Consider the following 12,188-nt stretch of genomic DNA (forward strand, 5'->3'; position numbering starts at 1 on the left):
TTTGGACCCGGGCACACTGACGGTGGATGACTAGTTGGATTCGCTGCGAGCAAAGAGGGTGTCGCCGACAAACGATGCGGCGTTCTCCGTGGTTACAAGCTGTGTTCCCGCGTCGATGTCTGTGTCTACGGTTTCGCCTTTGGCCGCTTTGATGGCGGTGTCGGCGGCTACCGACCCAAGCGAGATGGGGTCATTGAGTGACGTGGCAACGTACTGGTCTCCGTTGTCGATTGCTTTCACGGCTTCCATAAGCCCGTCAACACCCGCAACGATGACGTCGTCACGGCCGTTCTCTTTGAGCACCTGCAGGGCACCAAGAGCCATGTCGTCGTTGTGGGCATAGATTGCCGCGACATCGGAGTTTGCCTGAAGCAGGTCCTGCATTGCGGTAACCGCATTGGCGCGAATGTATTCGGCGTAGGGACCTTCAACGATGGTGACGGCGCTGTTGCCGTCAAACGCATCGTGGAAACCCTGCTTGCGATCGGCGGCAACGGTTCCTCCGGCATCACCCTGAATCTCGATGATCTTTCCCCCGGCCTCGCCAAGCTTGTCGGACACGGCCTCACCAACAAGCCTTCCCATTTCGACGTTGTCGCGACCGACGTGGGCGATGGCACCTTCGGCAAAGCGGTCAACCGTGACAACCGGGATACCGGCGGCTTTGGCGGATGCAAGCGCCGGGGCGATTCCCTGTGGATCGACCGGGTTGATGAGAAGAACATCCACATTTTTGGTGATGAGGTCTTCGATGTCGTTGTTCTGTTTGGTCACGTCACCGTTGGCGTCTACGTAGACCAGTTCGGCATCGTTGTCGGCGGCAGCTTCTTTCACACCGTCTCCGAGTTCGACGTAGAACGGTGACTGCTGAGTTGCTTGGCTGAACCCAACGGTGACGGTACCGTCGGATGCACCGGCGGTGTTCTCGCCGGTAGTACCGCCGGGTGTGCTTGTGCATGCCGCCAGCACCAAAACGATGGGTACCGCGACGAGAGCGTATGAGAGTCGCTTCATTGTGAGCCTCCTTGATCGAAACGAATAGTCCCTAGAGTAAGAACGCCCAACAACGAAAACAACTTATGTAGAACATTTTGCTCATATGAGCACAAACAGATGTTCGTGGCCAACAAACGAGCAAAAACGGTGCTCTTCGCGCAAAACAACGCCCTCTCTTCGTCCGAGATCCACAGCACCAGCATCAGATGGTCGCGCTGTGCTCATAAATCGACGGTGGTTCCTTCGAGAAACGCGACCGGAATTCGCCGGTCAGCGGCCAACTCGTGGATCAGCGGGAACCTCATTGTGGGAGCGATGCTTGCGACACATAAGCGGCAGCCCGGAGCAGGATCTCGTTCTCCTGCTCCGGCAGCCGAATCCGTTTCCTCGCCTCCCGCAGCTCGGCAGCGTCAGCCTGGGTCACTCCGGGCCGTTTAGCGTCCTCGATATCGGCCAGTTTCAGCCAGCGCTGCAGACCTGACTCCGAGATCCCGAAGTCGTCGTTCAATCAGACGTTGCTCCTGATGCGCCGCTGTCGCTGAGGAGGTGATGCAGAGCATGGCGCTCGTGTTCGTACTCACACAGTTCGATGGCGCGACGGAGAAGGTCGTCGGCACCCAGATCGTCGCCTTCTTGTCGCAGCAGATGTGCGCCAACGACCAATACTCGGTGATGGTCTGGGAGCTCGCGGCGTAGCCTTTCCACGTCAGCGCGGGCGATCGGGCGGCCGGAGGCAGCGCGTCCTGCCGCCCGCTCCAGCCGGTCCAGCGGTGAGTCGCCTAGCTGGGCGAGCCGATCGTGGGCTGCGTCGATGAGGCGCCAGTTCGTGCGTTCACTATCGGGGGCCACAGCGTGTGCTGCCTCGATCGTGGCGTATGCGCGAAGCTCCTCCGCGTACCCGACGCTCGGAGACAGGGCGGTGTATTGGCGAAGTGCCGCCGTCATCTCACTCACATGCCAGAGGGAGCGATCCTGTTCGGCCAGAGTAAGCAGACGCCCGTCGGCACCGATCCGGGCATCGCGGCGGGCATGGGTGAGTGAGATCAGTACAGCGAGCGCGTTAAGCGCCGGATGAGGGCGGCTCCCCGCGGTCTGATGCAACAGGGTGACGAGGTCGGCGGCGGACTCGTCACTGGCAAAATAAGCAGCTGCATACGCTACTGAGATCGCGCGAGCGACGTCGTCGGCGCGTTCCGGATGCTCACGGGAAGACGTCAGCGCGAAGCCAGCCAGCGCTGCGCGCTTCTTGGCCCGGGTGATGCGCGCTGCCATGGTCGATGTGCTCACAAGAAACATGCGTGCGATCCGCTCGGTTGACAAGCCGAATACGAAACGCAGCGCCAGCAGCGGTCGAGATTCGCTCCCAAGAGCAGGATGGCAGGCCAACCACAGCATCTCGACACGATCATCGACCATGCCGAGTGTACTTTCGTTCGCCTCAACTGATTCCTCGGTCACGACCAGGTGCTGCCTTCGCGCGAATGCCTGCTCGTGGCGCAACTCGTCGATCAACGCGCGCTGAGCTGTACGACGAATCCAGGCAACAGGATGCGCAGGCGTCTGCCCGCCCCAGGAACTCAGCGCACGCTCGCATGCAGCAGCAAGAGCATCCTCCGCGAGGTCCACCCGGCCGGAGAACGAAATGAGAGACCGCAGTAGCGACGCCCAGTGCTCACGCACCAGCGCCGCCACTGCCTGATCTGCGCCTTCCACGCTCACCCCATCGGATCGATCGGCCGGAACTCCATGTCGTACGGCGGCAGAACGTCCGAGAGTTCCAGAAGCAGGTCAAGGCTTGGCGTCTCCACGAGATAGAACCCGCCCAGTCCTTCGTAGGCGGCGGCATACGGTCCTTCAGAGATCACCCGCGCACCAGCCGATCTGCGCACGGTGGTGGCAGATTCGCCGTTTTCGAGAGATTCCCCTGCCAAAATTTCAACACCACGGGCAGTGCACTCACTCTGGAATTGTTCGAACCGTTCCATGAGTGCGGCCTGCTCAGACTCATCCAGCCCATCCCACGCGGGAACATCGCCGTCTCCGGTCAACAACAGCATGTACTTCATACTTCTTCTCCTCTCGGGGTGCACGCGCACCATCATCATGGTGACGGATGAGCACCAAGGAAATCGACACCGGTGCCAAGAAAGAGCAGACATGTCACATTCGCACGGAGGATTGGAGTCCCGGCCAGCCACCATTTAGCGCCGCAAGATACGTGCCACAGAACGTCAACGTCCACACATCAAAAATCAACCAAACCGATAGTAGACCCATCAGTTTTCTTATGGTGCCTATTCGCCACAGTTCTGTGCAGTAAGTTCCCAGAACCCCGACTAGTGTGCGGTATTTTTCTGGGCTTCCTGTCGTTGGCAGGGAGCCCAGAATGTGTAAAGCATCAGCCCTCAACCGTTCACAAGCAGAATTTTACCCGTGTGCGAACCCGAATCGAAATACTCCTGGGCAGCAGCTACCTCGACGAGTGGAAAGACCCGATCGACGAGGGGCCTGATCTGCCCCGCAGCCACGAGCGGCCAGACCCGCTTGACAACCTCACGCATAATGGCGGCTTTTTCGTCGGTGGGTCTCGCCCGAAGCGTAGTACCGATCACCCTCAGACGCTTAGTCATCAGATCGCGCAGGTTGATCTCAGCAACGGCACCCCGGGTCAGCCCAATGATGACAAGCCGACCTCCCGTGGCGAGACAGTTGATATTGCGCTGAAGGTAGGCAGCACCCACAACGTCCAGGATCACATCAACACCCCGACCACCCGTAGCCTCATGCACGCGCGCCTCAAAATCTTCGCTGCGGTGGTTGATGAGCACGTCTGCCCCGAGGGTGCGCGCAACCTCGAGTTTCTCCGGAGAGCCGGCCGTCACAATGCACGTCGCCCCGAGCGCGCGGAGCAATTGCACCGCCATCGTACCGATGCCGCCCGCACCGCCATGCACCAGAACAATATCGCCCGCCCGCACCCCGGCTTCCATCACCAGGTTGCTGTACACGGTCGCGGCAGCCTCGGGTAATGCGGCTGCATCACGAAGACTCACGGCTGCCGGGAGGGGAACCACCTGATCCACCGGACAGACCACCCGCTCAGCGTAGCCACCGCCCGCAAGTAAGGCACACACCTCGTCGCCCACGCTGAAGCTGGTGACGCCCGTGCCGAGCGAGTCGATCTGCCCGGAAACCTCCAGCCCCGGCACGTCGGTGATTCCCTGGGGCGGCGGGTAAAGACCCCTGCGCTGTTGAACATCGGCTCGATTGAGCCCGGCCGCGGCCACACGGATGGCGACCTCTCCCGAGGCCGGATACGCGTCAGAGCGCTCCTCCATCCTGATCACCTCTGGACCTCCCGCGCCGGTATACACAGCTACTCTCATTGCCGCCTCCTGGGTGTTGCCCAACGTTTCGATTCCAGAGTAGTCGCAGACCCCGGAGGAACATCACGGACAGCGGCGGTGCCGTGTCCGATACGCGTGTGACGTCGAAACTCGCGGTCGCCGCTCATTCCGCAGCCACCGCCCGTACCCGGCGTAGCAGGCCAGAGCAACGGCACACCCCAGTGCAGCAGCACCCAGCACATCGGTAAGCCAGTGCACACCGAGGTACGTACGGCTCCACATCATTGCGAGGGCGTAGAGTGCACCCGCCACCCACACCCCAACGTATGGAAAAAGGAGACCCAGCGCGACCACCCACACCACCGCTTGCACCGAGTGTCCCGAGGGAAACGAACCAAAATCGCTCGTCACGAGCATACCCTCCGGTCGGGGCCGGGCCACCACACGCTTGAGCAATTGGGTCACGAGCGTGGCCAGAATCATGACTGTCACCAGGTAGCCTGCCGAGCGGGGGCCCCGGACCAGGAATACCACACACACCGACACGGACGGAATGATAACGGCACCCCAGAGACCGGCACCGACCTCGTTGAATGCATAGGCAAGACTGAGGGGAACGGGCTGTCGTGCATCCACCATGAGGGCCAACCACGAACGGTCGGCAACGGCCCAGGCACCATCCACACCGTGATGGAGTACCACGGCCAGGACGATAACCGCGAGGAAAAGGCCGCCGGATGCGACACTCATCCGGCGGCGCAACGCGACAGAAAGGGGCAGAATACCGGATGATCTGGGCATCGCATCTACCAACTTTCCGCTCCAGTAGTTCGGAGAAACCACATCACGAAGACCTCAATGTGCCCCACGCTACCGCCCTCACTCCTATCTGGCCACGTTCCGTGACGGTGATGGAGCTGGTTATTGACTAGTTAGTTGCTGTGGTCCGATCAGGCCTCACCGGTGCGCTACCGGGTAAAACTCTCTGCCACATCAATCAGCAGACGAGTGCCGAAGCCCGTAGCCCCACGTGGACGCCAGCCGTCGTTGGTCTCAGACTGCATAGTGCCCGCGATGTCAAGGTGAACCCAGGGAGTCTCACCCACAAACTCAGCGAGGAAGAGCGCCGCGAGGGTGGAACCGGCATACTTCCCACCCATATTTGAGAGGTCGGCGATCTCGGAGTTGAGTTGCTCACGGTACTTCTTTTCGAGCGGCAACTGCCACAATGGTTCGTCAGTGGCGGCGGACGAGTCCAGCACGCGGTTGACCAGGTCCTGGTTATTACCAAAAACGGCGGCCGTACTGGTGCCGAGAGCAACAAGGGCGGCACCCGTAAGAGTGGCGATATCGATGATCGCGTCCGGCTCAGCCTCGGCGGCGAGAACCAGACCGTCAGAGAGCACCAGGCGACCCTCTGCATCGGTATTCTTCACCTCGACAGTGGTACCGCCACGGATGGTGAGGACATCACCCAGCTTGGTGGCGGATCCCGAGGGCATATTATCGGTGCACATCAGGTAGGCCGTCACGGCAGCGCGGCAGCCCACATCGCGCAGGGCGGTCATCGCGCCAAACACCGCAGCCGCACCAGCCATGTCCATCTTCATCGAGAGGTGCATGGGATCAGACGGCTTAAGGCTGATCCCACCCGAGTCGTACATGATGCCCTTGCCCACAAATGCGAGCTCACCGCGCGGCGGGATCGGCTCACCCGCGTTATCAACCGGCAGATAGCGGATTTTGATGAGCCGGGGCTCCTCCACGCTGCCTGCGTTGACGCCCAGAAGGCCACCCGTGCCCAGCTCAATCAGCCGAGCCTTGTCGAAGGTCTCCACCGTAATACCGAACGAAGGGGCGATTTGTTCGGCAAGATCACCAAAATTGGCGGCGGTGAGGTGGCTGGGAGGAGTATTCGCCAGGTCTCGGGCCAGGGTGGTCGCCACCGCAATCACGCGGCCGCGGGCAATTCCACCAGCCAGACTTGCGCCATCGGCGGAGGACGAGACGACTTCACACACGGCGAGTGCCCGATCTTGTGGTGCCGACTTCAGTTCGGTATAGCGATAACGCGCAAGAATGACACCCTCAGCGAGTGCCTGCCCGGCCGCGGCGGGGTCGATCTGAAAATCGTCAACCCCCACAAAAGCGAGGTGACCAAAGCGATGGGCGGCCTGAGCAAACGTGGCTGCGGCATCGCGCAGCGTGGCAGCCGAGCGGTCAGCTATTGAACCGATGCCCACGGCATAGCGCACGGGGCCTGCCCCGAGCAGCTGCTGGGCCTGGCCCAACTTACCCTCAAATCCAGCGGCGGCGAGTGCGGCCCGATCAAGGCCAAGATCCGCAGGAACCTCGCCATCACTGGCCACAACGTAGCCGATAGCTCCAGCCTCCGCAGAGGGTGCCGGCAGAACGGCGAGCGTCACGGCTTCGGCATCGAGGGAGGGGGCTGGGGTGAACCCGGCCGGAATCAGTTTGTACGCACTATTCACTCTGGTAAAACTCCTTGTTTCTATGGTGATGAGAACAGAGGCCTACCCTGCTCATCGAGTTGTGGGGCCGATCGAATCCGCGTCAGTGTCCTGTTCGTCGGCCTCCTCATCGTACTCGGCCAAGATTTCGAGAGCTTCTTCATCCCAGCGATCGGCAGGGAGACCGCCATCCTCCCGCACAGCTTGGCGACCGAGAAGAAGTAACTCACGGCTCTCAAAGATGTCGGCCAGTTCGTTCCGGTCGAAGCTATCGGCGTCTTCCAGAATCTTTTCGATCAACCGGATACCCCGGTCGTACCAGCGCTGACCCGCCAGCACATCGTTCACAGACGAATAGGAATCGCCCAGGAACGAGTAGACCATCGGATCAAGAATCTCTTCATTCCAGACCGCCTGAGCGAGCTCACCCGCCTCGACTGTCTGGCCGGTGCGCAGGAGAGCGTCAATCAGGTAGAGACGTTTGTCCGGGGCCACCTCGCCCTCGACGTCCTGGGCCTCACGTGCAGCCTCATAAGCGCGCAGTGGCTCCAGTCCGTCGTAAAAGCATTCGGAGGCCGAGATCAGTACGGCGGCGGGCGAGGTGTCCTCCTCATAGCGGGTCTGTGGATCGCGGGCGAGAGTAAGGAATCCCTCGGCAGCGGCAATCGCCTTGTCTGGGGTGTCGGCGTCGAAGCTGGTCTCGTCGATGTAGTCCCAGGTCACAGTTTTCGTCATGCACTCAGGGTAGCGAGAAAATTTATGTCGTGGGCGACCTGCGTTCGTTCTCCATTCCCAGCCGGTCGGCCAGCAACCACAGGAGTTGTTGGGCGCTCTCGGTACTCATTTCGAAGCCACCGCGCCCCTCGTCGGTGGTGCGGGCTCCCACATAGACCCAGGTATTCCTGCTGCCAACACGCTGCCACAGGACAACCGTGCACTCACCTGACTCGACCCGATCCTCACCCACACCGGCGACCCACTCACTGCGACGCAGCACGACAGGAACGCCCTCCTCAACGCTCACGTGGAGGGGATCGGGCTCGGAGCGGGCCGTGTGGTCGCGCACGCACCAGGGCGGGCATCCACAGGGTACACGGTTTATGTGTGATGACGACATAGCTCTCCTTCACTGATTTCTCGGGCGGGAGTATCACAGTTGTAGCAGGCACCTCTGACACCAGCCTCACCCGGAGGCCGGAGTACCATGTGGACATGTGTGGACGATACGTGGTGGCGCAGACCACCCTCGATCTCGTGGCGTTTTATGGGGTTGATGATGAGGGCGATAACCTTCCCCAACCCGGGTTCAATGTTCGCCCCACTGACCCCGTGCCAATCGTGGTTGACGTGGTCGATACCCAGAATCCCGCAGGAACGCGCCGCAGGCTGGAGGCGGCACGCTGGTCGCTCATCCCGCCGTTTGCCCGCGAGGCTCGACAGCGGTATTCCACATTCAACGCCCGCTCCGAGACCGCGGCCCGGATCGCGAGCTTTCACGGTGCAGTCGCCCGCACGCGCTGCCTTGTTCCGTCCGACGGTTACTACGAATGGCGGACGGATCAGCACACACCCGGGCGCAGGGCCAAGACGCCATACTTTGTGTCGGGTCGTGCGGTAGCAGATGACTCGGACACACACGGTGAACCGCTCTCATTTGCGGGGCTGTACTCATGGTGGGCCGATCCCGCGGTGGACCCGCGTAACCCCGCACGCTGGACACTATCAGCAACCATTCTCACCCGGACCGCCCCACCGCACCTGGCCAATCTGCACGCCCGCACACCGGTATGTCTGCCCGCCGATGCATGGGAGGCGTGGCTTGATCCGAGCACAACGGGTGACCAGGAACTGGTGGATGCGGCGGTGCAGGCATCCGATCGGGCGCTCGACGCCCTGGAATACCACCCGGTTGAGTCACCCCGAGGCGGGGCTCCACGGCGCATTCTACGTTAGAGATGCGGAGACGGCGCCGGCCGGCGGCCATTCTTCGCCAGAGCCTTCGGATTCAGCACACACCGCACAGCATCAGACGCTCTATTGGCAATTCTGGGCGCTGAGGCCTACACTCGATTAAATCGAACAAACCTTCGAATCATTGAGGATAGGTCCCGTACGAACGATAAAAAAAGAGCGCATCACTGTCTGGCACGCCGATGAGGACACCCCCGAAAAAATGGCGTGGACCGGCCAGAAACATCTAGTCACTACCCCGCACGCCCCCGGTGGCGACCCTGCGCATACTGTTGGTTCCTCACCAACGTTCTGAGCTAGCTCATGCCCCGATTCACCCACCTCCACGTATCGTCTTCTTTCTCGCCCCGCTATGGAGCGCAGAGGCCGGAACAACTCGTTGCCCAGATCGCCCACAACAACGCCGAAAGGGCGCACGACAGCGATCCCTCCCCCGCGCTCGCTCTCACTGATCAGGACGGCCTCTACGGGGCCATCCAGCACATACGAGCCTGCATCGCCGAAGGAGTCTCCCCCATCGTGGGCGTGGACATTCACATTGCTTCTCCGAGCGGTAATTTCCCGGTCGTGATCGTGGCCCACGGCTGCGCAGGGGGAGCCGGATGGGCAGCATTGTGCCGCACCGTCTCGGCGGCACACTCCCCGCGAGCATCCGGTCCAGGGGCATCGTCCGTTCGACATAGCCCCGGAGTCCGACCGAGCGTTCCCGCATCGCTCCTCGCGAACTTCCTGAAGACCAGCGAGGGGCCCGTTGCCACGGTCCTTCTCGGGCCTGACTCCAACGTGGGTCAGGCAGTCCTCCATAACCGCCACGACCTCGCCCGGCAATATCTTGCTGAGTGGAATACGCTCCTACCCGGTGGGGTAGCGGTCGAGATTGTCTGCCACTTCGCTGAAATCGGGGCTACGGCATCCGTCGAGCACGCTGCGCGGATGCTGGAGCTTGCCGAGGAAGGTCACGTTCCCGCCATTCTGACCAACGCGGCGCGCTCTGCGCGAAGGGATGCGACAGCCACGAACGATCCATTCGACTCAGCAGATCAGCTTTGCGCGTTCGTCAGCCCTTCAGGACGGCACAACCGTGAGGCCTGGCTAAAGCCACAACAGACGATGGAGTTGGTGGCACGGTTCATTGTCAACGCTTCCACGCTCTCCACCCTGGCTCTCCCCAGGATTCTTTCCGCCACGGACCAGCTCGCCGAGCGCTGCATCCTCGACCCGGTTGCCGATCTGGGGTGGGGACGACCCCGGCTTCCCGAACTCAGCGCACTGGGATTCAGCGGTACCGCACAGCGTATCCTCACCGAGCGGTGCCAGGCTGCCATCACCGAGCGCTACCCGAGACTCGATGGTCGTAACTCCGAGCGAGTGCACCAGAGACTTCACACCGAGCTGAGCGCCATCAACAGTTTAGAATTTGACGCCTACTTCCTGACGGTGGCCGACGTGTCCCAATTGATTCGCAACAGAGGGATCCGCAACCAGGCGAGTGGGTCAGGGACCAGCTCAATCGTCAATTATCTCCTGCGTGTCAGCGCTGTTGACCCGCTGGAACATGGCCTCTTCCACGAGTGTTTCCTCGGCAGTAGCCCGTCCACCTTGCCCAGCCTTGGTATTGACGTTGAATCGACACGTCAGGCCGAGATCCACACGGCCATTTTTGAGCGCTACGGTCAGAATCGAGCAGCCCTCCTCCCTCCACACGAGACGTCCCCGGCGCACGGAACCACATACGAGGGCGACGATACGTATGGAGTGGTCCTCAGTAATACCACATGGTGTCTTTGAGGCCACTGTCTGTGTGCATTTCCGACGGATTGCCATAGTTCCTAGGCGGTGGTGATGGGCACCTCAACCCGATCTCTGGCCACGACCACGCCGTCTTTGATGGCGTAGCACTCGACGTAGTGCTCTCCGCGGAACTGGGTAGCTTCGTGGTGACCGTTGAGTTTGCTACCTGAAATAATTTGTCCGCGGATACAGTTGATCCGTTTGGCTTCGTCACCTTGGTTGAGGACTTTCCATTTCAGCTCGTAAGGGTGAGGGACATCGCATTCGGTGATGCTAAAATCGAGACTTTTTTGAGTGCGTAGCGGAAGCCTGTTGCTGAGCATTGGTTTGGCCTGGGTTTAGTTCCGTACTTTCAACAAGGATAGGAACACCATGGCAAACAAATATGAACCAGAATTCCGTGAACGCGCGCTGCGTATGCTCACCGAAGCGCTCCCCGAGCATACGAGCCTCAACGCAGCCAGCAACCAGGTCGGCAAGCTCCTCGGTGTCTCACCAGACACGCTGCGTATCTGGCATCGTCAAACGCTGATCGATACTGGCCAAAAACCCGGCGTGACCACTGATATGAACGAGGAGAACCGGCGACTGCGCCGCGAAGTCGCTGAACTCAAGAAAGCAAACGAAGTCTTGCGAGCTGCGAGCATATTTTTCGCCAAGGAACTCGACCCCCCACGAACGAAATGATCCAATTCATCGATACCTATCGTGATCGTTTCGGGGTTGAGTTCCTGTGCCGTGTGCTGGGCTCGGCAATTCGTGGGTTTCTGACGTCCCGAGGATATCGGGCAGCGAAACACAGACTCCCGTCGGTCAGGAAACTACGCGACGAGATTCTCGTCACCGAGATCCGTCAACTCCACAAACAGCACTACAGCGTCTACGGGCGCCGCAAGATGCACGCCCTCCTCACCAGAGCAGGGTGGGTCATCGGACGCGACCAAACCGAGCGTCTGATGAAAATCGCCGGAGTGCGTGGGGTACGTCGTTCGAAGAGAGCCTTCACAACAACGAGTGACGTCAGGGATCAGCTGCCGGGTGATCTCGTCGAACGCCAGTTCGTGGCCGACGGGCCAATGAAGTTGTTGGTGTGTGACATCACTTACGTTGCTACGTGGGCTGGGTTCGCATACACCGCGTTCATTATTGATGTCTTTGATCGTAAGATCGTTGGCTGGAACGTTGCCTCAACACTGAAAGCTGAGATACTGCCGCTGCAGGCGCTTGAGATGGCGGCCTGGCAATCAGGTGGAACGCTCGACGGGGCCGTGCATCACAGCGACCACGGATCGAACTACATGTCGATGGTCTACTCCAACCGCGTCAGAGAACTGGGGGCGATTCCTTCAACGGGGACCGTAGGTGACAGCTACGATAATGCCCTGGCCGAGTCAGTGAACGCGCTCTACAAAGCAGAACTCATCCGCATGCGTGGCCCCTGGAAAACAGTTGAGGAAGTCGAACTCGCCACCCTGGAGTATGTGTGGTGGTGGAACAATGAGCGCCTCCACGGCGAGCTAGGCAGGCGAACCCCGGTCGAGGTTGAGACGGCGTACTATGCTGAGGCGCAGTCACTCGTGACAACCGTCGAGTGATGAACAAAATAGTCGGA

The 12,188-nt window shown here is 60.6% G+C and carries 13 protein-coding genes; 3 read left to right on the top strand and 10 right to left on the bottom strand.

The window, feature by feature from the left end:
- Window positions 1-30: 30 nt before the first annotated feature.
- The 9 genes from FB466_RS06635 to FB466_RS06675 all read right to left on the bottom strand — a co-directional run bounded on the left by FB466_RS06635 (window position 31) and on the right by FB466_RS06675 (window position 7,931).
- Window positions 31-1,014, bottom strand: a complete 984-nt coding sequence (locus tag FB466_RS06635) for a substrate-binding domain-containing protein (RefSeq protein WP_141917041.1) — start codon at window positions 1,012-1,014, stop codon at window positions 31-33.
- A gap of 283 nt (window positions 1,015-1,297) precedes the next feature.
- A complete protein-coding gene (locus FB466_RS06640) occupies window positions 1,298-1,504 on the bottom strand; it encodes a hypothetical protein (protein ID WP_141917043.1) in 207 nt (68 codons plus the stop codon).
- Window positions 1,501-2,709, bottom strand: coding sequence for a DUF6596 domain-containing protein (locus FB466_RS06645; protein ID WP_170206052.1), 1,209 nt, complete (start codon window positions 2,707-2,709; stop codon window positions 1,501-1,503). The genes FB466_RS06640 and FB466_RS06645 overlap by 4 nt, the downstream gene beginning before the upstream one ends.
- A 2-nt stretch (window positions 2,710-2,711) precedes the next feature.
- Window positions 2,712-3,062 (bottom strand): YciI family protein, encoded by a 351-nt coding sequence (locus FB466_RS06650; protein ID WP_170206053.1) that lies wholly within the window; start codon window positions 3,060-3,062, stop codon window positions 2,712-2,714.
- A gap of 339 nt (window positions 3,063-3,401) precedes the next feature.
- Complete coding sequence (locus tag FB466_RS06655; protein WP_141917048.1) at window positions 3,402-4,382, bottom strand: NAD(P)H-quinone oxidoreductase; 981 nt, start codon at window positions 4,380-4,382, stop codon at window positions 3,402-3,404.
- Between the two features lie 63 nt (window positions 4,383-4,445).
- The gene (locus tag FB466_RS06660) at window positions 4,446-5,144 is read right to left on the bottom strand and encodes a phosphatase PAP2 family protein (protein WP_141917050.1); all 699 of its coding nucleotides are present in this window, start codon (window positions 5,142-5,144) and stop codon (window positions 4,446-4,448) included.
- Between the two features lie 167 nt (window positions 5,145-5,311).
- Window positions 5,312-6,835: a leucyl aminopeptidase gene (locus FB466_RS06665; RefSeq protein ID WP_246054564.1), complete on the bottom strand. Its 1,524-nt coding sequence runs from the start codon at window positions 6,833-6,835 to the stop codon at window positions 5,312-5,314.
- Between the two features lie 51 nt (window positions 6,836-6,886).
- A complete protein-coding gene (locus tag FB466_RS06670; protein ID WP_141917052.1) occupies window positions 6,887-7,549 on the bottom strand; it encodes a hypothetical protein in 663 nt (220 codons plus the stop codon).
- A 22-nt stretch (window positions 7,550-7,571) separates the two neighbouring features.
- Window positions 7,572-7,931, bottom strand: a complete 360-nt coding sequence (locus FB466_RS06675) for a DUF6907 domain-containing protein (RefSeq protein ID WP_141917054.1) — start codon at window positions 7,929-7,931, stop codon at window positions 7,572-7,574.
- A 95-nt stretch (window positions 7,932-8,026) separates the two neighbouring features.
- On the opposite strand from FB466_RS06675, the gene FB466_RS06680 reads away from it, so the two are divergent.
- Both FB466_RS06680 and FB466_RS06685 read left to right on the top strand, forming a co-directional pair.
- The gene (locus FB466_RS06680; protein WP_141917055.1) at window positions 8,027-8,767 is read left to right on the top strand and encodes an SOS response-associated peptidase; all 741 of its coding nucleotides are present in this window, start codon (window positions 8,027-8,029) and stop codon (window positions 8,765-8,767) included.
- 321 nt (window positions 8,768-9,088) lie between these two features.
- Window positions 9,089-10,573, top strand: coding sequence for a PHP domain-containing protein (locus tag FB466_RS06685; RefSeq protein ID WP_141917057.1), 1,485 nt, complete (start codon window positions 9,089-9,091; stop codon window positions 10,571-10,573).
- Window positions 10,574-10,614: 41 nt separating this feature from the next.
- Here the strand turns inward: FB466_RS06685 and FB466_RS06690 are convergent, their stop codons facing one another.
- On the bottom strand, window positions 10,615-10,899 hold the full coding sequence (locus FB466_RS06690; RefSeq protein ID WP_141917059.1) for a nucleotide-binding domain-containing protein: 285 nt from the start codon (window positions 10,897-10,899) through the stop codon (window positions 10,615-10,617).
- Window positions 10,900-10,948: 49 nt separating this feature from the next.
- Here FB466_RS06690 and FB466_RS06695 point away from each other — a divergent pair.
- A protein-coding gene (locus tag FB466_RS06695; protein WP_141917060.1) for an IS3 family transposase occupies window positions 10,949-12,171 on the top strand; the annotation gives its coding sequence in 2 pieces (ribosomal slippage) (window positions 10,949-11,234 and window positions 11,234-12,171; 1,224 coding nt in all).
- Window positions 12,172-12,188 lie beyond the last annotated feature (17 nt).

The organism is Klugiella xanthotipulae (assembly GCF_006716695.1).
Taxonomy (GTDB): Bacteria; Actinomycetota; Actinomycetes; order Actinomycetales; family Microbacteriaceae; genus Klugiella; species Klugiella xanthotipulae.